The organism is Burkholderia sp. ABCPW 11 (assembly GCF_001523445.1).
In the GTDB taxonomy this organism is placed as follows: Bacteria; Pseudomonadota; Gammaproteobacteria; order Burkholderiales; family Burkholderiaceae; genus Burkholderia.
Genome location: NZ_LOVM01000007.1, coordinates 25,745 through 49,296, shown reverse-complemented (window position 1 = coordinate 49,296; position 23,552 = coordinate 25,745). Strand labels below are relative to the sequence as shown.

The following is a 23,552-nucleotide window of genomic DNA, read 5'->3' as shown; positions in this document are numbered from 1 at the left end:
ATGAAGCGCTCGACCTCACTCGATACCGACACGCGCAACGAAGATCGCGGCGACAGCACGCCCGGCCCCGAAGGCAAGCGCCGTGGCACAGCCACGCCGCCGCCGCGCAGCGCCCGCGACCCGGCCGAAGGCAAGCCGGCGGAGCCGGAAGGCGGGACGCCGCCGCATCCCACGCCATCGAGCGAACACGGCGATTCGTGAGCGCCGCGCGCCGCACGAAATCGCCGCCCGCGTGGCCGCGACAGGCGGCGGCAGAAATGACAAGCCGTTGAAAAATCGCGGACGACGGCCCGACAGGCGGCCCCGAAACGCTCGCGCGACGGCCGGCGCGGCGGCGACGCAGGAACGCATGTTGCGGCACCGGATCATGGATCTTTCAATCACCCGTCGCCTGCCCTTCATGACGCTCCCCGACCCGTCCGATTTCCCTGTTCGCGCGGTACCGCTGGCGCCGCTGGCGAAGGAACGCGCGACGATCGTCTGCCATCGCAACCAACGCGTGCTGCTGGTCGCCCGCGGACCGTCGTCGCGCTGGACGCTGCCGGGCGGCGTGATTCGCCGGGGCGAATCGGCGCTCGACGCCGCGCATCGCGAACTTCGGGAGGAAACGGGGCTCGCCGATCTCGAGCTCGCGTATTTCTTCTACGTGGACGGCAGCGTGAAACGCCATCACGTATTCGTCGCGAACCTGCCGCGCGGCGCGCACGCGTGCCCGGGCCGGGAAATCGCGCTGTGCCGCTGGGTCGGGATCCACGCGGTGCCGCACTGGCCGGCGAGCGCGCCGACGCAGCGCATCATCCGTCAGTTCGCGGACCTGTGCGCCGCATGCGGCCTGCCGCCGGCGCCGGTCACGCGTCTTTCGTCGCCTCGTTGAGTCCGGCGACCGGGGATTGCGGATCGCGCGTGAGCCCTTGCGCGAAGACCTTCAATCCTTCGAGAAGCGGCGTCAACGCATCCCACAGCGCCTCGTCGTGCAGCAGCCGGTAGATGCCGCGCACGCCGGGCGCGACATGCTCGTGCTGTGCCGGCTGCCATGCGCCGACGTGATGCAACGCGTCGGCTGCCGCAAACGCGGCGCGGCCGAACTGTTCCGGCGGAATGCGCGACAGCGCCGTCACGAGCATGGCGAGATTCTGCATGCCGCTCTGCATGCCGGGTTTGTCGAGCGCGTCGACGAACGTGTCGGCCAGCCGCGCGTTCGCGCTGACCACCTCGTTCGCGAAGCGCAGGAAGCCGTGCCGATGCAGGCTGCCGAGCAGGTGTTCGAGCGCGTCGTGCGCGCCGGGCTCCGGATGCGGAGGCGTCGTGTCGGGGGGCTGGCGTTCGGTCATGGGCTTGCTCCGGTTGGGGCGCCAGGCCGCCGTCGTGCCGGCAGCCGTGCGTGCGCCGAATGCTTGTCGTATTCGTTCACCGGCCCGCCGGTGCGGGCAGCCGCCGCCGCGTCAGTGCGCATGACTGCCGGGCGGCGCCTTGTATTCGCTGCGCGCGCCCATCGCATCCTCGACGCGATGCACGCCATGCAATGCGGCGACGCCGTCGATCAATGCCTGCCGTTCGGACTCCTCGACCTGCCCGGTCAGGCACACGTTGCCGCGCTCGACGCTCACGTCGATGTCGCGCGGGCGACCGACGAGCCGGCCGAGCGCAGCACGCACGCGCTCGGCGACCTGCACGTCGCTCGCATCGCCCGCGAGCCAGTCCGCCCGCAGGCCGGCAATCGCGCCGTGCGCATGGTCGGCCGCCCGCTTCGCCTGCGTATTCGCATAATCGGCCACGCCATGCCGGCCCGCAACCGCCTTGTCGCGCAGATAAGCGCGTCGCCGCCGGCCGGACGAAGGATCGAGGAAGTACATCGCGGCCGCCCCGCACGCAACGGCCACCGCAAGATTCAACAACGGATTCGAAGGGGTTCTGGAGTTCATGGAGGCACCGTAGGCAATACCCGGGACAGCCGGGCTTCGTTTCGGTATGCAGCACGTGCCGTTCCCCGGTGCAAGCGTCGCGTGCAAGCCGTCGCGCGGCGATGCGGCGCCGGAAACGACAAGCGTTTGAAAAATCATCGGGCCGCGCATCGCTCGACCTGAAGACCGGAAAATCGGAAGATCAGGATTCGGGCGTGCCGGCCGTTTCCGCCCGCTTGCCGCCCGGCTCGTCCTCACCGCGCTCGGCCGCGCGCTGCGCCATGTCGACGTAGGTTTGCGCCAGCGCGCGCAACTCTTCCTCCGACGCATCCTCGATCCCGATCAGCCGGTCGCTCGCCGCGCGCGTGACCGCGAGCAGTTCGTCGAGCTTCAGATGCAACGCCACGCTGTCGCGGTTCTGGTTGCGTTGCAGCAGGAACACCATCAGGAACGTGATGATCGTGGTGCCGGTATTGATGACGAGCTGCCACGCGTCGGAGTAGTGAAACACCGGCCCGCTCACGAGCCACAGCACGGTGATGGCGACCGCGCTGCCGAACGCCACCGGCGAGCCGGCCCAGGTGGTCACGCTCGACGCAAAACGTTCGAACGCGCGGGTGACGGCGTGCCCGGCCGGCCGGGAACCGGCGCCGGCCTCGCACGCCGTGTCGCGACGGTCGCGCGGTGGTTCGTTGGGTTCGCGCATGAAAGCCTCCGATTCGATGGTTGGTTTGAATGCGCATGAACCGCGTCGCCGCCCGCCGCGGAGCGCACGCAAGCGAGGGCCGCTCGGGGTTCGGTCCCGTCTGCGCGCCGTCGAGACGAGCATCGCGCGTGCCCGCCCGCACACCCCATCCGGCGGCGGCTTCACTGCGGCGCGTGCGTGTCCTCGTCGTCCGGGAAATAGCGCGTGTCGGTCAGCTGTGCGATGCCGTCGAGATCCGGAAAGATCGTCGCGACGCTCACGCCGACGCCGGCAAGCTCCTGCCGGATCGTCGCGAACCGGGCGCCCGGCACGACGATGCGCATGAGGCGGCCGGCGAAGTCCGCATGCTCGTCGATCGGCACGAAACGCTCGGCGCCGGCGTCGTAACAGTGAATCGTGAACCAGCCATCCTGCGCGGTGATCCTCGGCATCACGTGGCGCGGCCGGAACACCTTGGTGCGCGCGACCTGCAGCGGGGCGCGCCGTTCGGCGGCGGTCGCGATGTCGTCGGCGTCGTGCGACAGGCACCACACCACGCCGTCGCCGCCCGATTCGCCCGCGCGCCTGACCGCGAACCACAGCGCGGCCAGTGCGTTGCCGGACCAGTCGAGCAGACGCGTGCGCATCCCGTGCTGCTGCGCGAGCGCGAGCCAGTCGCACGCATCGAGGTTCTGCCCGGGTTCGAGATGCGGCAGCGCGCGCCGCGTGAATTCGTCCAGCATCCGCGCTTCGACGTCGGGCGACGCGCGCTGCCGCGCGATGCCCGGCACGAGCGGCCAGCCGGCGTTGCACTGGCCGCGAAAGAGCCGCAGCGCCATCGTCCGACGCTGCGCGCCGATCACGGCCATGTAGTCGGCCACACTGTCGATCGAGCGGCCTGCCGCCTCGTGCTCACCGTCCATGCGTCGCGCCTCCTGTCGCTTTTGCCCGTATTCGCGGCCGTCTCGGCGGCACGCGTTCGGCAGGGTCGCTTGCCGGATGCGGCGCGACCGGTACGGCCGGCTGCGTATCGCCGTATCGCGTCGCGGCTCACGGCGTCTTGCCGTGCTCCTTCTGCCAGCGCTCCATCAACGCGATCTCGTCGCGCTGCGCGGCGACGATCCGGCTCGCGAGCTGCCGCAGCGTCGGGTCCTTGCCGTATTTGAGCTCGACCTGCGCCATGTCGATCGCGCCCTGGTGATGCGGCGCCATGTGCGCGACGAAATCGCGGTCGGCATCGCCCGTGTACGGCGCACTCTCCATCGCCTCCATCATTTTTCGGTCGGCGCGCTTGAACGCCTGCGTGGACGTGTCGGGCACGCTGACGGGATTGGCGGGGCGCAACTGCCCGGCCGCGGGCAGCGCCGACGCGCACGCCGCCAGCAGTGCGCAGGCGGCGCAACGGCGCAGGGATGAACGGTTGAATACTGGCATGAGACGATTCCTCGACAAGAAAGTGAACGGTTCGCTCGCGGCATCCTCGCTCGTAAGCACGCGTCGTATCGGTCGCTGCGGGGTCGCGCCGCGCGATTCACCGCCATCGCGCTCGCGCATGCGAATCGCCGCGTGCGACCAGCGCGCGGATGCGGTCGGCGGTGCGGCACGCGATCGCCTGGATCGTCAGCGACGGATTCACGCCGCCCACCGTCGGAAACACCGAGCCGTCGCACACCCACAGGTTCGGTATGTCCCAACTGCGGCAATCGGCATCGACGACGCTCGTCGCCGGGTCGTCGCCCATCCGCACGGTGCCGGCGAGATGGCACGTGTCGTCCTCCTCGTGCCAGATGTCGCGCGCACCGGCCGCTTCCAGCGAACGCCCCATCTGCGCGAGCGCATGGCGGATCATCCGGCGATCGTTGTCGTCGTACGAATAGGTCACGCGCGCGACCGGCAACCCGAACGCGTCGCGTTCGTCGGCGAGCGTCACGCGGTTGTCCGCGCGCGGCAGCGTCTCGCCGACGATCTTCAAGCCGGCCTGGAAGTTGTAGCGCGCCATTTCGCGCTTCAGCGCGTCGCCCCACAGCCCGCGCGCGGCGACCTTGCGCGCCCATTCGATCGGCAGCGGCCCCTGGCTCATCCAGCAATAGCCGCCGAAGAAATCCTTGCCTTCGTCCGCATAGTTCCAGTGCTCGGTGATCGACAGCGACGGCGGCCCCTTGTACCAGCGCACTTCGTCGTCCATCGTCCCCCACGACGCCTGGTTGAGCTGCGCCATCAGGTAGCGGCCGACGAGGCCCGAACGGTTCGCGAGCCCCTGCGGATGCCGCCCGTTCGCGGACAGCAGCAGCAGGCGCGGCGTCTCGATCGCATAACCGGCGACGACGACGTTGCGCGCGCGCTGGAACCGGGTGCGGCCGTCGCGCGCGTAGTGCACGCCGGTCACGCGATCGCCGTCGGCCTCGATCCGCAGCGCCATCGCGAGATCGCGCACTTCGGCGCCGGCCGCGACCGCCCGCGGAATCCACGTGACGAGCGCACTCTGTTTCGCGTTGGTCGCGCAGCCGGCGATGCAGAAGCCGCGGTACACGCACGGATGCGCGCGGCCGCGCGGCGCGGACAGCGTCGCGAGCGGCGTCGGCGTCCAGTCGATGCCCAGTGCCTCCGCGCCGCGCGCCAGCACGAGCGCGGCCGCGTTCAGTTCGTGCGGACGATACGGATAGCGCGGGCGCGGCGGCCCCCACGGGTAGTTCACCGGCCCGCTGATCTTCAACGCCTGTTCGACCTCGCGGTAGTAACGCCACATCTCGCGCCAGTCGAGCGGCCAGTCGACGCCGTAGCCGAGCGCGGTGCGCGAGCGAAACCACTCGGGCCGGAACCGCAGCGACACCATCGCGAAGTGCACGGTGCTGCCGCCGATCGCGCGGCCGCTATTGTTGGTGCCGAGCGTGAGCGGATCGGCGCCGTCGCAGATCCGCTCGTCGGTCCAGAACAGCTTGTGCTGATGCGTCTCGTCGGACGCGAATTCCTCGAGGGGCCGCCACCATGCGCCCGCGTCGAGCGCGACGACCGAGAAGCCGTATTCGGCGAGCTTGCACGCGAGCGTGCCGCCGCCGGCACCGGTGCCGACGATCACGAAGTCGACCGCGTCGTCGTCGCGGAACATCCGCATCGGCGACCAGCCGCCGACCCGCAACGGATCGGGCGCACGGCCGTCGCGGCCGCGCGGCGACGAGGCGGACAGCGGTTCATCGGCGGCCATCGCGATCGCCCTCCTCCACGCGCATTTCCGCTTCCCACGGGTCGCGCCGGTTGAAGTCCATCCGCACGTAGCCGCGCGGGCTCGCGGGGCCGCCGAAGCCGATCTCGTTCCACGCGAACGGATGGCCGTAATACGCGCCGCAGATATCCATCAGCACGCGCTTCGCGAAGAACGTGCGCGGGTCCATGCCGGCCCAGGCCGGTTCCATCTGTCGATCGACGTCGCCTTTCTGCACCGCGTGCAGCAACGCGTCGGCGTCGCGCGCGGCGAGCGCCGCGAACGGGCTGCCGTGCGCGTGCCGCGCCATCGCGTCGAGCGCGGCAAGGCCCGTCTGCCACGCGGCGCGCAACGGGGGAAGACGCGCATCGCGATAGCCGTCGCCGTCGTCGGCCGCGAGCCGCGCGTCGACCAGCGCGGCGGTCGGGATCGCGCCCGCGCCGCCCGGCTGCTGCGGCACGATGCGCGTGCACAACGCACCGAGCGTCGCGAATCGTTCGGCATCCAGATGACGCGGCGCATTCGCAGCCACGCGCAGGCGCGCATCGATCGCGCGCCGCGTCGCATCGTTCCACGACGGCGTGTCGCGCTTGGCGAGCACGTCGTAGCACGGATAGCGCGGCAGCGCGACCGGCTTGCGGTTCGCATCGTTCATGACGCCTCCTGTTCGGCGAGCGCGGTCGCGGCCAGCCCTGCGATCGCGAGCGCGGTGAAGCTCGGCGGCGCCGGCAGCGGTGGGCCCGACAGCAGGTTCTGCGACCAGTTGCGCCAGCCGCCCATCTGCCGCGCGACGCCGCGCGCATGAAACGCGACGCCGACGAACCCGAGCACGGCCGTCGCGCGCAGCCACCCGCGGCAGAACCGCCGGTCGGCACGCGGGCGCGACAGCGCGAGCCGGGCAGTCGCCAGCGCGGCAAGCGGCGGCACGACGAGCGGTGCGAACATCGCGCGATGCTGGAAGGCGCCGCGAAAATGCAGCAAGCCGACTTCGCCGAGCGTGCCGACGAGCCCTGCCGCGACCAGCCCGGCAAGCGCCCGCCCGGCAGGCAGCCCGGCGAGCCGCGGCGCATCGGCCGGACTCTCGCGCAACCGCTCGCCCGCCGCGCCCAGCGCGCCCGACAGCAGCAGCGCGAACGGCGCGCCGAGCGGCGCGCCATAGAACAGGTTGTGCCAGCTGAAACCGCCCGGCCGCTTCGTCACGTTGTACAGGTGGAACGCGGAACCGGCGACGCCGACCGCGGCCGATGCGACGTGCACCGCGTCGCGCAGCCGGTGACGCACGGGCGTATCGTCCGCGTGGCCGTGCACGCTCGCGATCACCGACAGCGTCGACATCGCGAGCGGCGCGAGCATCGCGCGATTGTGAAAGGTGCCGCGATAGTGCTCGACGCCGCTGTCGGCGAGCACCGAGCCGGCCAGCAGCAACGCGCTGCGGTTCAGCAGCCGCGCGGCGTCGGCCAGCAGCCTGTCGCGCTCGGCGGCGCGATGTCGGCGGTGTCGCATCGTTCCTCCTCGTCGGGGTTAAAGCGCGAAATCCAGCAGGTCGGCGGTGCGCAATTCGAGGCCGAGCCCGGCGCGCGTCGCGTCGATTTCCAGTGCGCCGTCGACGAGCATCGGCGCGCCGTCGAACAGCATCCGCTCGATGCGGACGTGATCGTGAAACCATTCGACGTGGCGCAGGCGCGGCGCCGCGCAGCCGATGTGCCGATGCAGCGCGGGCGCGCAATGCGCGGACAGGTCGACGTGGTGCGCATCGGCGAGCGCGGCGGCCGCGAGAAAACCGCTGACGCCGCCGCAGCGCGTCGCGTCGGCCTGCAGCACGTCGACCGCACCGCCTTCCAGCAAGCGCCGGAAATCGTCGGGCGTATACGCGTACTCGCCGGCCGCGACGTCCACCCGCGCGCCGACGTGCTCGCGCACGAATCGCAACCCGGCGACGTCGTCGCTGCTGACGGGCTCCTCGAACCAGCGAACGTCGCAATCGGCGGCCGCCTGTGCGAACGCGAGCGCCGTGCGCGGCGCGTACGCGCCGTTCGCATCGACGAACAGGTCGACGTCGCGCCCGAGCGCGTCGCGCGCCGCGTGCACGCGCGCCGGATCGCGCGCGTCCTCCACGCCGATCTTGATCTTGCACGCGCGCACGTGCTCGGCGCGCCATCCGTCGAGTTGCGCGGCGAGCGTCGGCGCATCGTAAGTCGTGAACCCGCCGCTGCCGTACACCGGCACGCGTTCGCGCAGGCGGCCCAGCAGCAGCGCGAGCGGCATGTCGGCGAGTTTCGCCTTCGCGTCCCACAGCGCGGCATCGAGCGCCGATATCGCGGTCGCCGCGATCCCGCTGCGGCCAAGGTTGCGCACCGCGCGCCACAGCGCGTCGACGGCGGCCGGGATGTCCACCGCCGGCCGGTGGCGCAGCACGCCGGCCAGCAGCGACGTCACGAGCGGCACGGCGCTCGCATCCGTGTACGTATAGCCGAGCCCCGTCACAGGCCCCGCGTCGATCTCGACGATGACGACCGTCGTCGCGGTCCATGCATAGGTGCCGTCGGCTTCGGGCCGGTCGGTCGGCACGCGATACGCGCGAGCGCGCACGTCGTCGATCGCCGGCGCGGCGGAAAGGGCCATCGTTGCGCTCCGGTCAACTTGCTTTTTGCTTGCGGACCACGCGTGCAACCGCTGTGCCCGACGCGCGCGGCGCGGCACGTGCCTTGCGCCGCTGCCTCGCATCGGCTCATCCCGAACCAAGGAGAAACGGCATGGCGACAGTGGCGGATTTCATCGTCGAGCGGCTGTACGAGTGGGGCGTGCGCCGCATCTACGGCTACCCGGGCGACGGCATCAACGGCTTTTTCGGCGCGCTGAATCGCGCCGACGGCAAGATCGAATTCATCCAGGCGCGCCACGAGGAGATGGCGGCCTTCATGGCGTCCGCGCATGCAAAATTTACAGGCGAGCTCGGCGTATGCGTCGCGACGTCGGGCCCCGGCGCCGCCCACCTCGTGACCGGCCTGTACGACGCGCGGCTCGACCACATGCCGGTGCTCGCGATCGTCGGCCAGCAGGCGCGCGCGTCGCTCGGCGGCCACTATCAACAGGAAGTGGATCTTCCGGCGCTTTACAAGGACGTTGCGGGCGCATTCGTTCAGCTTGCGACGGTGCCGGGCCAGGTGCGCCATCTGGTCGACCGCGCGGTGCGCACGGCGCTCGGCGCGCGCACGGTCACCGCGCTCGTGCTGCCGAACGACCTGCAGGAGCTCGACTACGCGCCGCCGAAACGCGCGCACGGCACCGTGCATTCGGGAGTCGGCTACACGGCGCCGAAAGTCGTGCCGTATGCGGACGACCTGCGGCGCGCGGCCGACGTGCTCAACGCAGGGTCGAAAGTCGCGCTGCTGGTCGGCGCCGGCGCGCTGCACGCGACCGACGAGGTCATCGCGGCGGCCGACCGGCTCGGCGCGGGCGCCGCGAAAGCGCTGCTCGGCAAGGCCGCGCTGCCGGACGACTTGCCGTGGGTCACCGGCTCGATCGGGCTGCTCGGCACCAAGCCGAGCTACGAGCTGATGACCGAATGCGACACGCTGCTGGTCGTCGGCTCCGGTTTTCCGTATTCGGAATTCCTGCCGAAGGAGGGCCAGGCGCGCGGCGTGCAGATCGACCTGAAGGCCGACATGCTGAGCCTGCGCTACCCGATGGAAGTCAATCTGGTCGGCGACAGCGCCGAGACGCTGCGCGCGCTGCTGCCGCTCTTGAACGAGCGTCGCGATACCGCGTGGCGCGACCGGATCGCGAAATGGAACCACGACTGGCACGAGACGCTCGCGGCCCGCGCGGCCGCGAAAGCCAGCGCGGGGCGCGGCGTCAATCCGCAGCGCGCGTTTACCGAGCTGTCGCCGCGCCTGCCCGACGACGTGATCCTGACGAGCGATTCGGGCTCCTGCGCAAACTGGTATGCACGCGATCTGATGATGCGGCGCGGAATGATGGGCTCGCTGTCCGGCGGGCTCGCGTCGATGGGCGCCGCGGTGCCCTATGCGATCGCCGCGAAATTCGCGTATCCGGTGCGCCCGGTGATCGCGATGGTCGGCGACGGCGCGATGCAGATGAACAACATGGCCGAGCTGATCACGGTCGCCAAATACTGGCGCCAGTGGCCCGACCCGCGCTGGATCTGCATGGTGCTGAACAACGAGGACCTGAACCAGGTCACGTGGGAGCAGCGCGTGATGGAGGGCGACCCGAAATTCGACGCGTCGCAGCAGATCCCGAACGTGCCGTATTACCGCTTCGCGACGCTGCTGGGCCTCAAGGGCATCTACGTCGACGATCCGGAGCAGCTCGGCGCCGCGTGGGACGAGGCGCTCGCGTCCGACCGGCCGGTCGTGCTCGAAGTGAAGAGCGACCCCGAGGTGCCGCCGCTGCCGCCGCACGTGACGCTGCAGCAGGCGAAGCATTTCGCCGAAATGCTGGTGAAAGGCGACGCGCGCGAAGCCAACGTGATCGTCGAGACCGCACGGCAGGTGCTGTCGGCCGTGCTGCCCGGCAACGGCGAACACAGCGACAAGGCCGGCAAGGGCAGCAAGGAAGGGAAAGGCGAATCGTAAGCCGGGCAAGCGGAACGGCGCGACTAGTCGATGTCGACGTCGTCCCGCCCGTCGCCGTGCAGCGCGAGCGCCGCATTGACGAGCCCGACCTGCGCGAGCGTGAACGGAAAATTCCCGCACATGCGCCGCGCGTTCACGTCGTACTCCTCGGACAGCAGCCCGACGTCGTTGCGCAAGCCGAGCAGCCGCTCGAACAGCACGTGCGCGTCGTCGTCGCGCCGCTGCATCCGGTACACCTGCACGAGCCAGAAGCCGGCCGCGAGAAACGCGCCTTCGTCGCCTTCGCAGCCGTCCGCGAAACGCGGCGGGCGATAGCGGAACGGCAAGCCGTCGTCGACCAGCTCGCGCTCGATCGCGGCGACCGTCTCGACCACGCGCGGGTCGGACGCGTCGAGCATCCCCGTGAGTGGAATCAGCAGCAGGCTGACGTCGATGCCATCGCCGTCGAAACGGTCGACGAAGCGGCCGAGCTGCGCGTGGTAGCCGCGTTCGAGCACCTCCGCGCGCACCGCGTCGGCCCAGCGGCGCCACACGTCGAGCGGCGCGTGGTGGCCGAACGCGCGCGCGGAGCGGTACGCGCTTTCGACCGCGGCCCACACCATCACCTTCGACGACGTGAACGGGTGCCGCCCGCTGCGCACCTCCCAGATACCTTCGTCCGGCTCGCGCCAGATCGTCGCGAGATGCTCGAGCAGGCGCCGCTCGAGCGTCCACGCGTCGTCGTCGGGTGGCAGCCCGTGCCGGCGCGCCTGATACAGCGCGCCGAGCACCTCGCCGTACACGTCGAGCTGCAACTGGTCGGCCGCCGCGTTGCCGAAGCGCACCGGCTGCGCGCCTTCGTAGCCGGCCAGATGCGCGGCCTCCCACTCGGCCGCGCGCCGGCCGCCGTCGGCCGCATACAGCACCTGCAGTTGCGACGGATGATCGGCGATCGCCCGCACGAGCCAGTCGCGCCAGCGCGCAGCTTCGTCGCGATAGCCGCAGCGCACCAGCGCGCGCAGCGTGAAGCTCGCATCGCGCAGCCAGCAGAACCGGTAGTCCCAGTTGCGCGCGCCGCTGAAGCGCTCGGGCAACGAACTGGTCGGCGCCGCAACGATGCCGCCGGTGCGCAGGCTCGACAGCAGCTTGACCGTGATCAGCGCGCGTTCGACCGCGTCGCGATACGGGCCGTCGGCCGCGTTGCAATCCGACCAGACGCGCCAGAATGCCTGCGTGTCGCGCAGCGACGCATACGCATCGGGCACGGCCGGCGCCGGGTCGAACGAACGCGCGTAACTGATGCAGAAATCCGTCCGCTCACCCGCCGAGATCCGGCGTGTGCCGACGAGCCGGTCGCGCTGCACGTCGAGCCGCGCATCCGTGTCGAGCCACATCGCATCGCCGCCCGTCATCATCCGCCAGCGCCGGCCGAAACGCCGGCACCACGGTAGCGCGCTGCCATAGTCGAAGCGCACGCCGAGATCGACGTCGATGTCGACCGTCCCGCGCTCGCCGCACACGCTGCGGATCAGGCACGGATCGCGCGCGTTCCAGCTCATCCAGTCGGTGATCGCGATGCAGCCGGAAGGCGTATCGAACGTCGTCTCGAGTATCGCGGTGCCCGGCAGATAGCGACGCGTCACGCGCGCATCCGGGTCGCTCGGCGCGATCCGGAACCGGCCGTTGTCAGGCGTACCGACGAGCGCGGCGAAGCACGGCGGCGAATCGAAGTCCGGCCAGCACAGCCAGTCGATGCTGCCGTCGCGGGCGACGAGCGCCGCGCTGCGACCGTCGCCGACGAGCGCGTAATCCTCGATCCGCATCGCCCTCACCGGTTCCACTTGCGCGCGACGGCGAGCGCGGTCGCGAGCACGACGAGCACCGCGCCGAACGCGAGCGCACGCGATGCGCCGAGCCCGGCCTCGACGCCCGTGCGGCACGCTTCGTCGGTGAACGCGCCGCGCGTCGCATGCCCGCCGGGCACGGTCGCCCACAGGTTCGACGGGCGCGGCCCGGCCGGCGCGGCGCGCTGCTGGCCGCGCACCGCCGTTCGTGCGAGATAGCGGTCGAAGCAACCGGGCGCGATACCGTTCGCGACGATCGCGGCGAGCGACGGCCAGCCGACCCAGCGCTCGCGGCACGGATGCCGCGCGGCGTGCACGATCGCGTCGGCCGCCACCTCCGGCGCATAGACCGGCGCAACCGGACGCGGCGCGTGCGGCAGCACGGATTCGGCCCAGTCGAACTGCGGCGTGTCGATCGCGGGCAATTGCACCATCGTCAAGCGCACACGGCTGTGCGCATGCAGCAGTTCGCAGCGCAGCGCGTCGGTGAAGCCGCGAATCGCGTGTTTCGCGCCGCAGTACGGCGTTTGCAGCGGAATCGACCGATACGCGAGCGCCGAGCCGACCTGCACGATCGTGCCGCGGTTGCGCGGCGCCATACGCGCAAGCGCGGCCCGCGTGCCGTACACGCAGCCGAGGTAGGTCACGGCCGTCACGCGCGCATAGTCTTCCGGCGAGATTGCGTCGAACGGCGCGAACACGGTGACCATCGCATTGTTGACCCACACGTCGAGCGGCCCGAGCTCGTGTTCGATCCGCTCGGCGGCCGCATCGAGCGCGGCCGCATCGCTGACGTCGACGGCGATCGGCAGCGCCCGAACGCCGTACGCACGCACCTCGCACGCGGTGTCGTGCAGTGCTTCCGGGTCGCGAGCGAGCAGCGCGACGTTCGCGCCGCGCCGCGCGAATGCGTGGGCGGTCGCACGGCCGACGCCGGCGCTCGCGCCGGTGATCGCGACGGTCTTCACGGTCGGTTCCTCCCATTTTTCGATTTTTTTCGATGAGGGCCGGCATGCCGACGAAGCTTTTGCGCCGCTGCGTGCCGGAACGCGATCGGCGCAGCAAACGACATGCCGCGGACGATGCGGACCCATGCGGACCGCACCGTGCCGGCGCGCGCCGTGAACGGCCACCCGATTTACAAACCGGCTGTAACGCACCGGCGCGTTGCGTGCGCCATTCCGCCTCGCCGCGGCCGCAAGCATGCGAGCCGCGTACGCACGAAACTTGCTCGGCCGCGAACGGCTTTCGTCATGCCGCCGCCATCGGCAAGGAGTCGCGTTGCTCGTTCCGCTGTTCAGAAAAACGCGTCATATCGCATGCATCGCACCGTTCGCGTGGGCGGTCGCACCGCTCGTCGCGCGCGCGGCCGCCGAGCCTGCGGAGTCCGGCAATCCGGCCGCGCCGCTGCCGCTCGCCTACGTCGTGCACGCGGCCGGCCCTGCCGCGCAGCCGGTCTTCGTGCTCGGCTGGGCGCTGCTCGCGCTGTGCCTGTTCGTCTGCGTCGCGATCGCCGTGCTGCTGCTGATCGCGCTGTTTCGCCGTCGCGCGCGGGCGGGCGGTGGCCATGGCAGCGGGCTGACGATCGTGACCGTGGGCTCCGCGATCTCGATCCTGCTGCTGTTCGGCGCGCTCGTCTACATGCTGCGCGTGCTCGGCGCGATCGCGACACCGCCGCGCCCGCCCGCACTGACGATCGCGGTGACCGCGTACGACTGGTGGTGGGCCGTTCGTTATCCGGACGATGCCGGCGGCCCGGCCTTCGTCACCGCGAACGAAATCCATATTCCGGTGGGCGAGCCAATCGCGATCGAACTGAAGAGCGCCGACGTGATTCATGCGTTCTGGGTGCCGCAACTCGCCGGCAAGACCCAGACGATTCCCGGCCAGACCAATCGTCAATGGCTGCAGGCCGACCGGCCGGGCGTCTATCGCGGGCAGTGCTCGCAATACTGCGGCGCGCAGCATGCACACATGGCGTTCGAAGTGGTGGCCGAGCCGCCGGCCGCATTTCGTGCGTGGCTCGCCGCGCAGCGCCAACCGGCCCCGGCGCCCGCGGCCGGCGCCGAGCGCCGCGGCCAACGCGTGTTCGCCGCGCGCTGCGCGGGCTGCCACGCGGTGCGCGGCACCGACGCAACGGGCGACGCGGGCCCCGATCTCACGCACGTCGGCACGCGCCGGCTGCTCGCGGCCGGCACGCTCGACAACACGCCCGACAACCTGCGCCGCTGGATCGCGCATGCGCAGCAGATCAAGCCGCAATCGCTGATGCCATCGATCGCGCTCGCGCCGCGCGACGCCGACGATCTCGCCGCGTATCTCGCGACGCTGCACTGAACCGAGGATGCCGGTGGCCATTGCCCGCGACACGCCCACCCCGCTCAGCCGCGTACCCGATCTCGGCGAAGCGCCGCCCGGTTCCGCGCACGAGCGCGCGCTGGCCGAGCAATGGGAGTCCGAACCCGGCTGGCGCGGCTGGCTCGGCACCGTCGATCACAAGCGCATCGGGCTGCGCTACATCGTCACCGCGTTCGCGTTCCTGCTGCTGGGCGGCGTCGAGGCGCTCGTGATGCGCATCCAGCTCGCGCGGCCGAACGCGACGCTGCTCACGCCCGCGCAATACGATTCGCTGTTCACGATGCACGGCGTCACGATGATCTTCCTGTACGCGCTGCCGGTGCTGTCCGGCTTCGCGAACTACTTGTGGCCGCTGATGCTCGGCTCGCGCGACATGGCGTTTCCGCGGCTCAACGCGTTCTCGTACTGGGCGTTCCTGTTCGCCGGGCTGTTCCTGTACGCGAGCTTTCCGCTCGGTGCGGTGCCGGACGGCGGCTGGTTCAACTACGTGCCGCTCACGTCGCTCGACTACAGCGCCGGTGCGAACATCGACATCTATGCGCTCGGGATGATCCTGCTCGGCATCTCGACGACGGGCGGCGCCGCGAACTTCGTCGTCACGCTGCTGCGGATGCGCGCGCACGGCATGTCGATCGACCGGCTGCCGATCATCGTGTGGGGCACGCTGACCGCGTCGGTCGCGAACCTAGTCGCGGTGCCGTCGGTGAGTCTCGCGTTCCTGCTGCTGTGGCTCGATCGCAATGCCGGCACGCACTTCTTCGACGTCGCGCACGGCGGCCGGCCGCTGTTGTGGCAGCACCTGTTCTGGATGTTCGCGCATCCGTGGGTCTACGTGGTCGTGCTGCCGGCGATGGGGATCGTGTCCGACGCGCTGCCGACCTTCTGCCGGCGGCCGCTCGTCGCATACGAGGCCGTCGCGGTATCGACCGTCGCGACGATGCTGATCGGCTTCGAAGTGTGGGTCCACCACATGTTCGCGACGGGCATCGCGCCGCTCGCGCTCGCGTTCTTCGGCGCCGCGAGCATGCTGATCTCGATTCCGAGCGCGGTCGCGGTGTTCGCGTGGATCGCGACGATCTGGACCGGCCGCCCCGTGTTCCGCACGCCGTTCCTGTATTTCGCGGGCTTCGTGCTGATGTTCGTGATCGGCGGCGTGTCGGGCGTGATGACCGCGGCCGTGCCGCTCGACTGGCAGCTCACCGATACGTACTTCGTCGTCGCGCATCTGCATTACGTGCTGCTCGGCATCAACGTGTTTCCGGTGCTCGGCGGCGTCACGTACTGGTTCCCGAAGTTCACCGGGCGAATGATGAACGAGCGGTTCGGACGCTGGACCTTCTGGGTCGTGCTGGTCGGCTTCAATCTCGGCTTCTTTCCGATGCACGTGTCCGGGCTGCTCGGGATGCCGCGCCGCATCTATACCTATCCGTCCGGGATGGGCTGGGACACGTCGAACCTGCTGACGACGATCGGCTCGTTCGTGTTCGGGATCGGCATCGCGATGTTCGTCGTCAATGCGCTGGTGAGCGCGCGGCGCGGCGCGCGCGCCGGCGACAACCCTTGGGGCGGGGCCGGCCTCGAATGGTCCGTCGCGTCGCCGACGCCGGTGTACAACTTCGCGGTGCTGCCGCTCGTCGCGTCGCGGCATCCGCTGTGGGAAACGCGCGACGATCCGGCGCGCACCAGCCTGCGGGTTGGCTACCGGCTCGCGGACGGGCGCGAGGCGCTCGCGGTCACGCCGCTCGCCGCGGCACCCAGCGCGATCCTGAAGATGCCCGAAGACAGTTGCGTGCCGTTCGTGCTCGCGCTGCTGGCGACCGCCGTGTTCGCGGCGATGCTCGCGCGCTCGCCGACCCTCGTCTGCGCAGCCGTCGCCGGGTGCGCGATCGCCACTGCCGCGTGGCTGTGGCCGCGCCGCACGCTCGGGCAGCGCGCGCGCCTGCCGGCCCGCGCCGACACGCAGGCGCCCGCCGCGGCCGCCGGGCCGCATCCGGACGAGCCGCCGTCGGCGAAAGCGCCGGCCGGCGCGCCGGCCGCGTGCATCGAGCCGCTGCCGGTCGGCAGTTGCGGCGAGCGCGCAGGCGGCTGGTGGGGCGTGCTCACGCTGATCGTGACGGAGGCCGGGCTGTTCGGCTACCTGCTGTTCTGCTACTTCTACCTGCAGTCGCAATGGTCCGCGCCGTGGCCGCCCGAAGGAATGCCGAAGATCGGGCTCGCGGCCGCCAACACGGTCGTACTGCTGTCGAGCAGCGTGTTCGTGTGGCTCGCGGAACGCGCGGTGCGCGCCGACCGGCAAGTGCGCGCGGTCGCGATGCTCGTCGTCGCGCTGGTGCTCGGCGCCGCGTTCGCGCTGGTCCAGTGGCACGAATGGCGCGACCATCCGTACGGCCCGACCGCGCATCTGTACGGCAGCCTCTATTTCACGATCACCGGCTTCCACCTCGCGCACGTCGTGGCCGGCCTCGCGATCCTTGCGCTGCTCGCCGGGTGGACGGCCGCCGGTTTCTTCGGCCGCGAGCGACGCGTCGCGCTGACGGTCGGCGGGCTCTACTGGCACTTCGTCGACATCGTGTGGCTGTTCATCTTCACCGCGCTGTACGTATCGCCATTCTGGCTGAGGAGTACCGGATGAACGACGCACGCCGCGCGTGGACACCGCTGCTCGCGATCGCGGCCGGCCTGGTCGGCGCACCCGCGCTCTGGTTCGCGCAGATGCTCGTGTCGGAGACGCTCGCGTCCACCGCGTGCTATCCGCTCGGCGTCGCACAGGCCGCGCCGCGCTGGGCGCACGTCGGCGTGTGGCTCGCGCTGATCGCCGCGGGCGCGTTCGCGCTGGCCGCGGCCTGCGCAACGTGGCTCGCGCGCGCGTGGCGGCACCGGCGCGATGCCGATGCGCCCGTCGCGACGCGCGACGACAGTACGCGCTTTCTCGCGCGCTGCGGGATGCTCGCCGCGCTCGGCTTCGTGATCGGTCTGGTGTTTACGGGAATCGTCACCGCTTTCGTGGGGCCTTGCAGCCCATGGCGCTGATCTCGTTCGCTTCGTGCTTCGTGCCGGGCCGCCGCGCGGGCGCCGCGGTAGCGGTCGCGATATGCGTCGCGCTCGGCGGATGCGACATGCAGCGCGACGACAACGCGGCCGCTGCGGACACGGCCGGCGCAGCGTCGGCGGCGCAAGCGCCCGAGCCAGCATCGGGCTGGCGGTTCGTGCGGATTCGCACGTCGGCGGCCGATGCCGGCGCGTCGATGTCAGCTCGCGCGCGAGACGACCCACGCCTTTCCCGGTCGCGGGCGGCGGATTCCGGCGCATCTGGCGCATCTGGCGCGGCCGCCCAGCCTCCGCATGCGGCTTCCGCCTCAACCGCCCGCCGCCCGACGATCGCCGCGGCTGCCGCGAGCGCCGACGCCGCGACGCTCGCGCGCGGCCGCTACCTCGCACTCGCCGGCGATTGCGCCGCATGCCACGACGCGGCCGACCATACGCCGTACGCGGGCGGTCAGCCGGTGAATTCGCCGTTCGGGCCGATCTATGCGCCGAACATCACGCCGGACCCGACGCACGGAATCGGCCACTACACGCTGCGCCAGTTCGACGATGCGTTGCGGCGCGGCGTGCGTGCGGACGGCAGCCGGCTGTATCCGGCGATGCCCTACCCGTCGCTCGCGCACCTGAGCGACGACGACGTGCGTGCGTTGTATGCGTATTTCATGCGCGGCGTCGCGCCTTCGCTGAACGCGGCGAAGCTCACGCAGTTGCCGTTTCCGTTCAACCAGCGCTGGGCGCTCGGGCTGTGGAGTCTCGCATTCGCGAACCGCGACCGGTTCGCGCCGCAGCCGTCTCGATCGGCGGAATGGAATCGCGGCGCCTATCTCGTGCAGGGGCTCGGCCATTGCGGCGCCTGCCATACGCCGCGCGGGCCGGCCTACAACGAACGCGGCTACGACGAGCGCAGCCCCGCCTTCCTCACCGGCGGCATCAACGATCACTGGTTCGCGCCGAACCTGACCGGTGCGGACCCGGACGGCCTCGGCCGCTGGTCGGCCGACGACATCGCCGCATTCCTGCGCAGCGGCCATGCGGCGCGCGGCGCGGTGTTCGGCGCGATGGCGCCGGTCGTCGGCGAAAGCACCGCGTTGCTGACGGATGCCGACCGCCATGCGATCGCGGTGTACCTGAAGTCGTTGCCGGCGCAACCGACTGCCGCGACGAATCCGGTAGGGGTCGGCGTGCCGCGGCTGACGGTGGCCGGCCCTCGTCCGGAAAGCGGCCAGCAGGCGCCGGGGGCCGGCGTGTATGCGGGGTTCTGTGCGCGTTGCCACGGTGCCGAAGGCAAAGGCGTCCCCGATCGCGGGCCGGCGCTCGCGGGCAGTTCGATCGTGCTCGCGGCCGATCCGACCAGCACGATCCGGATCGTGGTCGAAGGCGCGCGGCCCGCGCCCGGGAAGACGGGGCCTGTGCAGCGGATGCCGGCGATGCGCGGCGCGCTGACGAGCGGCGAGATCGCCGCGGTGGTCAGCTACGTGCGCGGTGCGTGGGGAAATCGGGCCGCGCCGGTGTCGGAGCGGGATGTGAGGCGGTTGCGGGGGGCGATTCACAAGTAGGGTGTCGGTTTCGTCGCACGTGCATCGAAACCGTTCAGCAAGCGCCGATGGTTCGATATCGGTTGTCCATCTACGCAGGGCTCGACTTCATCGACGAACCGAATCAGCGTGCCAGCACCGCCACCGCCTTGATCTCGACGATATAGCCGGGCGAGCCGCCGAGCATGTGCGCGCCGGTCGCGGTCCACGCCGGCCGCGGATGCGCACGGAAATAGCGGTCGCGTACCTGCATGAACAGCGGCAGGTCGCGCATGTCGGTGTGAAACGTCGTGAGATCGACCACATCGTCGAACGATGCGCCGGCCGCCTCCAGCACTTGCCGCAGGTTCTCGAACGCCTGCACGATCTGGGCTTCGCGGCCCTCGATCAACTGCATCGCCGCGTCGCGGCCGATCTGGCCGGATACGTAAACGGTATCGCCGACCTTGATCGCCGGCGCATAGCCGATTTTTTCGTACACGGCTTCCATGCCGGCCGGGATGATCGCTTCTCGGTTGCTCATGAATGTCTCCGTGGCCGGGCTCGCCGGCCGGTTATGTGACGGTCGTCGTCGCGCGCCCTGCCGCGGCACATGCCCCCGTGAGGCAAGCAGATCGGCAGGCGCGCCCTTCAACCCGTATCCCCACCCGCGACCGGCAGCACCGTACCCGTGATGTAGCTCGCCTCGTCCGACGCGAGGAACAGGATCGGCGCGATCTGCTCGTCGAGGCTGCCGTAGCGCTTGAAGTACGTCGATTCGGTCACCTGCCGCACGGCCTCGGCCATCCAAGCCTGTTCCTGCTCGGTGTCGCCGGCCGCATTGCGCGGCACGCGGCGCGGCGGCGCGTTGGTCCCCCCGGGCGCGGTGGCGACGACGCGGATGCCGTGTTCCGCGTATTCCATCGCGAGCGCCGACGTCAACGCGTTCACGCCGCCCTTCGCCGCCGAGTACGGCACGCGGCGAATGCCGCGCGTCGCGTTCGACGAGACGTTGACGATCGTGCCGCCGCCGCGCGCGATCAGATGCGGCAGCACCGCATGGCACGCATAGAGCGTCGGCATCAGCGAACGGCGGATTTCCGCGTCGATCTGCACCGGCTCGAACTCGGCGAACGGCCGCATGCGGATCGCGCCGCCGACGCCGTTGATCAGGATGTCGATGCCGCCGAAGGTCTGCACCGCGTATGCCATCGCCGCATGCGCGCCGTCGTACGTCTCGAGATCCGCGACGAAGCCGGCCGTATTGCCGCCCGGCGCTTGCGCGGCCACCTCGGCCACGAAATCCGCGCGATCGACGAACAGCACCTTGCCGCCCTCGGCCGCCGCGCGCAGCGCGACACCGCGGCCGATGCCCTGCGCCGCGCCGGTAACGACGACGACCTTGCCGGAGAATCGTTGCATGGTCATGCCGCCTTTGCCGTGACGTTGGGGGTGAACTTCTCGTAGTGGAAGCTGTGCGGCTTCACGCCTGCGTCGTCGAAATACTGGCGCACCGCATCGACCATCGGAGGCGGCCCGCACAGATACACGTCGACGTCGCCGTCGTTCAGCGCGTCGGCCGGGATATGCTGCGTGACCCAGCCCTTGCGCGGATGGCTCGACGCGGCGTCCGCGACGACCGTCGCGAAGCTGAAGTTCGGCAGCTTCGCCGCCACCGCCTCGATCGCGTCGACCAGCACGAGATCGAGATCGCGCGTGACGCCGTACACCAGATGCACCTTCTGCTGCGACCCGCTGCGCGCGAGCACGTCGAGCATCGACAGGAACGGCGCGAGGCCCGTGCCGCCGGCGAGGAACAGCAGCGGCCGCTGTACGTCGCGCAGATAGAAGCTGCCGAGCGGCCCGTGCAGTTCGAGCGTGTCGCCCGGCCGCGCCGATTCGAGCCACGTGCTCATCACGCCGCCGGGAATCTTCTTGATCAGGAAGCCCACCTTCGCGTCGCCCGGCGCGGACGAGAACGAATACGAGCGGTGCTGGCCGCTGCCCGGCACGCCGATGTTCACGTACTGGCCCGGGAGGAACACCGGCGCGCTCGCGCCGACATCGAGTTCGAGCACGACGGCCGCATCGTTGTGCTGCTCGACCTTCGCGACCGTCGCGGCAAAGCTGCTCTGCCCGGTCTTGCAGGCGACCGACGACGTCGGCACCGCGATCACGCAATCGCTTTGCGGCACCATCTGGCACGTCAGCACGAGGCCGTCGTCCTTCTCGTCCTCGGTGAGCGCGTCGTCGACGTAATCGTCGCCGAGATCGTAGCGGCCGCTTTCGGCGCGGCACTTGCAGGTGCCGCACACGCCGTCGGAACAATCCATCGGCAGGTTGATCTTCGCGCGAAAGGCCGCGTCGAGCACTTTCTCGCCAGCCTTGCAGTCGATGAAGCGGGTGACCCCGTCCTCGAAATTCAGTGCAATCTTGTAGGTGGACATGACGTCGCCTCCCTTTCCTTCCTGTCGAAACGATCGGCGTCAGACGTGGTACACGTCGAGCACCTGCCGGATGTAGTCGTTCTTCAGCACGATCTTCTTGTGCGAGATCAGCAGCGCGTCGCCCACCTTGCGCAACGTGACGAACATCGTGCCGAAGAAGTGATCGGTCACGCGGTAACGGTGGTTCAGCGTGTGAAAGTTGTAGCGCACGTCCACCTCGCCATCGCGCTCGGCCAGCACCTCGACGTTCGTCACGTTGTGGCTGGTGCGCGGCTCGGGCGTCGACGCGCCGCTGCGTTCGGTCTTGATCCGGAACACGCGATCCTCTAGACCGCCGCGATCCGCGTAGTACATCAGCGAGATCTGGCTGGTCGGATCGTCGGTCGGTCGATCGTCGTCGTCCCACGCGGGCATCCAGTACGTGACGTCCTCGGCGTAGCAGGTCAGCCACTCGTCCCACGCGCGATCGTCGAGCAGGCGCGCTTCGCGATACAGCGCCGCGCAAATCGTCCGGTAATCGAAGCTCATGCCGCCACCTCCCCGCGTTCCTTCTTCAGCGCATCGCGCATCACGTGCACCCAGTGTTCGTGCTGGCACACGAACAGCCCTTCGTCCTCGCTGCGCTCGCCGGAAATACGCGGGCTCAGCCCCATCCTTCTCGCGTTCTCGTCCGGCCCGTCGATCCACAGCGGCGCGCCGCGCGACAGGTCGTTCCACATCGCCGTGATGCCCGCATAGCCGGCCTGGCACGCGCGGAACTCCTCGAGATCGTCGGCCGTGCCCATGCCGGTCACGTTGAAGAAATCCTCGTACTGGCGAATCCGCGTCGTGCGATCCGCTTCACTCTCGCCCTTCGGCGCGAAGCAGAAGATCGTGACCTCGGTCCTGTCGACGCCGAGCGGCCGCACCACGCGAATCTGCGTGCTGAACTGGTCCATCAGGAACACGTTCGGGTACACGCACAGGTTGCGCGTCTGGTTCACGATGAAATCGGCCCGCACGTCGCCGACGCGCGCACGGATTTCGTCGCGGTGCCGGTACACGGGCCGCACTTCCGGGTTCATCGTCCGGGTCCACAGCAGGATGTGGCCGTGGTCGAAGCCGTACACGCCCGCGACCGACTTGCTCCAGCTGTTCGCATCGACAGCCTTGGTGCCGTCTTCCTTGCGACGGCCCATCGTCGCCGCATAGTTCCAGTGCACGGTGCTGACGTGATAGCCGTCGCAGCCGTTCTCCATCTGCATCTTCCAGTTGCCTTCATAGATGTAGGACGAGTTGCCGCGCAGCACTTCGAGCCCGTTCGGCGCCTGGTCGACGATCTGGTCGATGATCACGCGCGCTTCGCCGAGGTAATCCTCGAGCGGCAACACGTCCGCGTTGAGGCTGCCGAACAGGAAGCCGCGATAGTTCGCGAAGCGCGCGACCTGCTTCAGGTCGTGCGAACCGTGCGTGTTGAACTGCACCGGATACTCGGTCGTCTTCTCGTCCTTCACCTTCAGCAGCTTGCCGGTGTTCGAGAAGGTCCAGCCATGGAACGGGCACGTGAAGCTGCCCTTGTTGCCGTGCTTGCGGCGGCACAGCATCGCGCCCTTGTGCGCACACGCATTGATGACCGCGTGCAACTCGCCGGTCTTGTCGCGCGTGATGACGATCGGCTGGCGGCCGATCCACGTCGTGTAGTAATCGTTGTTGTCCGGGATCTGGCTTTCGTGCGCCAGATACACCCAGTTGCCCTCGAAGATGTGTTTCATCTCGAGCTCGTACAGTTCCGCGTTCGTGAAGATGTCGCGGCGGCAGCGGAAGATGCCGGCCTCCTTGTCATCCTGCACGGCGGTTTCGAGCAGGTGATCCAGTGTGTCGGTGTGGTCGATCGTGGCGGACATGATGGCTCCTTCCATGCGCGTGCCGCGTCCTGCAAGCACGCTCGCATCGGTATCGGTTGAATCTCGGGGGACCGGCCGGCAGCGGCGGCGCACGCGCGC

23 protein-coding genes are annotated in these 23,552 nt (G+C 69.9%); 7 read left to right on the top strand and 16 right to left on the bottom strand.

All coding sequences use genetic code 11. From position 1 onward, the window contains the following. Together WS61_RS03885 and WS61_RS03880 are read left to right on the top strand one after the other, a co-directional pair. A complete protein-coding gene (locus WS61_RS03885) occupies positions 1-201 on the top strand; it encodes a hypothetical protein (RefSeq protein ID WP_059499316.1) in 201 nt (66 codons plus the stop codon). 199 nt (positions 202-400) lie between these two features. Further along, positions 401-874, top strand: a complete 474-nt coding sequence (locus tag WS61_RS03880) for an NUDIX hydrolase (RefSeq protein ID WP_059499315.1) — start codon at positions 401-403, stop codon at positions 872-874. On the opposite strand, the gene WS61_RS03875 is transcribed toward WS61_RS03880, so the two are convergent. The 9 genes from WS61_RS03875 to WS61_RS03835 form a co-directional block, all read right to left on the bottom strand. Next, positions 849-1,331: a hypothetical protein gene (locus WS61_RS03875; protein WP_059499314.1), complete on the bottom strand. Its 483-nt coding sequence runs from the start codon at positions 1,329-1,331 to the stop codon at positions 849-851. The genes WS61_RS03880 and WS61_RS03875 overlap by 26 nt on opposite strands. Positions 1,332-1,442: 111 nt before the next feature. Next, a complete protein-coding gene (locus WS61_RS03870) occupies positions 1,443-1,922 on the bottom strand; it encodes a BON domain-containing protein (RefSeq protein WP_059499313.1) in 480 nt (159 codons plus the stop codon). A 181-nt stretch (positions 1,923-2,103) separates the two neighbouring features. After that, positions 2,104-2,607 (bottom strand): low affinity iron permease family protein, encoded by a 504-nt coding sequence (locus WS61_RS03865; protein ID WP_059499312.1) that lies wholly within the window; start codon positions 2,605-2,607, stop codon positions 2,104-2,106. A 161-nt stretch (positions 2,608-2,768) separates the two neighbouring features. Then, positions 2,769-3,509, bottom strand: coding sequence for an FRG domain-containing protein (locus tag WS61_RS03860; RefSeq protein WP_059499311.1), 741 nt, complete (start codon positions 3,507-3,509; stop codon positions 2,769-2,771). Positions 3,510-3,636: 127 nt separating this feature from the next. Continuing rightward, positions 3,637-4,020 (bottom strand): DUF305 domain-containing protein, encoded by a 384-nt coding sequence (locus WS61_RS03855; protein WP_059499348.1) that lies wholly within the window; start codon positions 4,018-4,020, stop codon positions 3,637-3,639. Positions 4,021-4,117: 97 nt separating this feature from the next. Then, positions 4,118-5,788 carry a GMC family oxidoreductase gene (locus WS61_RS03850; protein ID WP_059499310.1) on the bottom strand — a complete coding sequence of 557 codons (1,671 nt, stop codon included), beginning with the start codon at positions 5,786-5,788 and terminating at the stop codon, positions 4,118-4,120. Then, positions 5,775-6,440, bottom strand: a complete 666-nt coding sequence (locus tag WS61_RS03845; protein WP_059499309.1) for a gluconate 2-dehydrogenase subunit 3 family protein — start codon at positions 6,438-6,440, stop codon at positions 5,775-5,777. The genes WS61_RS03850 and WS61_RS03845 overlap by 14 nt, the downstream gene beginning before the upstream one ends. After that, entirely contained in the window at positions 6,437-7,288 is an 852-nt protein-coding gene (locus tag WS61_RS03840; RefSeq protein ID WP_059499308.1) for a hypothetical protein, read from the bottom strand. The genes WS61_RS03845 and WS61_RS03840 overlap by 4 nt, the downstream gene beginning before the upstream one ends. Positions 7,289-7,306: 18 nt before the next feature. Continuing rightward, on the bottom strand, positions 7,307-8,407 hold the full coding sequence (locus WS61_RS03835) for an enolase C-terminal domain-like protein (protein WP_059499307.1): 1,101 nt from the start codon (positions 8,405-8,407) through the stop codon (positions 7,307-7,309). A gap of 131 nt (positions 8,408-8,538) precedes the next feature. On the opposite strand from WS61_RS03835, the gene WS61_RS03830 reads away from it, so the two are divergent. Then, the gene (locus WS61_RS03830) at positions 8,539-10,383 is read left to right on the top strand and encodes a thiamine pyrophosphate-requiring protein (protein ID WP_059499306.1); all 1,845 of its coding nucleotides are present in this window, start codon (positions 8,539-8,541) and stop codon (positions 10,381-10,383) included. A gap of 23 nt (positions 10,384-10,406) precedes the next feature. Here the strand turns inward: WS61_RS03830 and WS61_RS03825 are convergent, their stop codons facing one another. Then, positions 10,407-12,185: a glycoside hydrolase family 15 protein gene (locus WS61_RS03825; RefSeq protein WP_059499305.1), complete on the bottom strand. Its 1,779-nt coding sequence runs from the start codon at positions 12,183-12,185 to the stop codon at positions 10,407-10,409. Between the two features lie 5 nt (positions 12,186-12,190). Next, positions 12,191-13,174 carry an SDR family oxidoreductase gene (locus WS61_RS03820; protein ID WP_059499304.1) on the bottom strand — a complete coding sequence of 328 codons (984 nt, stop codon included), beginning with the start codon at positions 13,172-13,174 and terminating at the stop codon, positions 12,191-12,193. A gap of 313 nt (positions 13,175-13,487) precedes the next feature. Between WS61_RS03820 and coxB the strand changes: the two genes are divergently transcribed. The 4 genes from coxB to WS61_RS03800 are packed head-to-tail and all read left to right on the top strand — an operon-like array spanning position 13,488 to position 19,165. Further along, on the top strand, positions 13,488-14,543 hold the full coding sequence (gene coxB / locus WS61_RS03815; protein ID WP_059499303.1) for a cytochrome c oxidase subunit II: 1,056 nt from the start codon (positions 13,488-13,490) through the stop codon (positions 14,541-14,543). A gap of 13 nt (positions 14,544-14,556) precedes the next feature. Next, a complete protein-coding gene (gene ctaD / locus WS61_RS03810) occupies positions 14,557-17,196 on the top strand; it encodes a cytochrome c oxidase subunit I (protein ID WP_059499347.1) in 2,640 nt (879 codons plus the stop codon). After that, on the top strand, positions 17,193-17,594 hold the full coding sequence (locus WS61_RS03805; RefSeq protein WP_059499302.1) for a hypothetical protein: 402 nt from the start codon (positions 17,193-17,195) through the stop codon (positions 17,592-17,594). Before ctaD ends, WS61_RS03805 begins: the two co-directional genes overlap by 4 nt. Next, positions 17,585-19,165 (top strand): cytochrome c, encoded by a 1,581-nt coding sequence (locus tag WS61_RS03800; RefSeq protein WP_059499301.1) that lies wholly within the window; start codon positions 17,585-17,587, stop codon positions 19,163-19,165. The genes WS61_RS03805 and WS61_RS03800 overlap by 10 nt, the downstream gene beginning before the upstream one ends. A gap of 103 nt (positions 19,166-19,268) precedes the next feature. Here WS61_RS03800 and WS61_RS03795 read toward each other — a convergent pair whose 3' ends face one another. The 5 genes from WS61_RS03795 to WS61_RS03775 all read right to left on the bottom strand — a co-directional run bounded on the left by WS61_RS03795 (position 19,269) and on the right by WS61_RS03775 (position 23,453). Further along, positions 19,269-19,667 (bottom strand): RidA family protein, encoded by a 399-nt coding sequence (locus WS61_RS03795; RefSeq protein ID WP_059499300.1) that lies wholly within the window; start codon positions 19,665-19,667, stop codon positions 19,269-19,271. A gap of 107 nt (positions 19,668-19,774) precedes the next feature. Continuing rightward, positions 19,775-20,551: a benzoate diol dehydrogenase BenD gene (gene benD, locus WS61_RS03790; RefSeq protein ID WP_059499299.1), complete on the bottom strand. Its 777-nt coding sequence runs from the start codon at positions 20,549-20,551 to the stop codon at positions 19,775-19,777. After that, entirely contained in the window at positions 20,548-21,570 is a 1,023-nt protein-coding gene (gene benC / locus WS61_RS03785; RefSeq protein ID WP_059499298.1) for a benzoate 1,2-dioxygenase electron transfer component BenC, read from the bottom strand. The genes benD and benC overlap by 4 nt, the downstream gene beginning before the upstream one ends. 39 nt (positions 21,571-21,609) lie before the next feature. Continuing rightward, positions 21,610-22,098, bottom strand: coding sequence for a benzoate 1,2-dioxygenase small subunit (gene benB, locus WS61_RS03780; RefSeq protein WP_059499297.1), 489 nt, complete (start codon positions 22,096-22,098; stop codon positions 21,610-21,612). Next, positions 22,095-23,453, bottom strand: coding sequence for a Rieske 2Fe-2S domain-containing protein (locus WS61_RS03775; RefSeq protein ID WP_059499346.1), 1,359 nt, complete (start codon positions 23,451-23,453; stop codon positions 22,095-22,097). Before WS61_RS03775 ends, benB begins: the two co-directional genes overlap by 4 nt. Between the last annotated feature and the right edge of the window lie 99 nt (positions 23,454-23,552).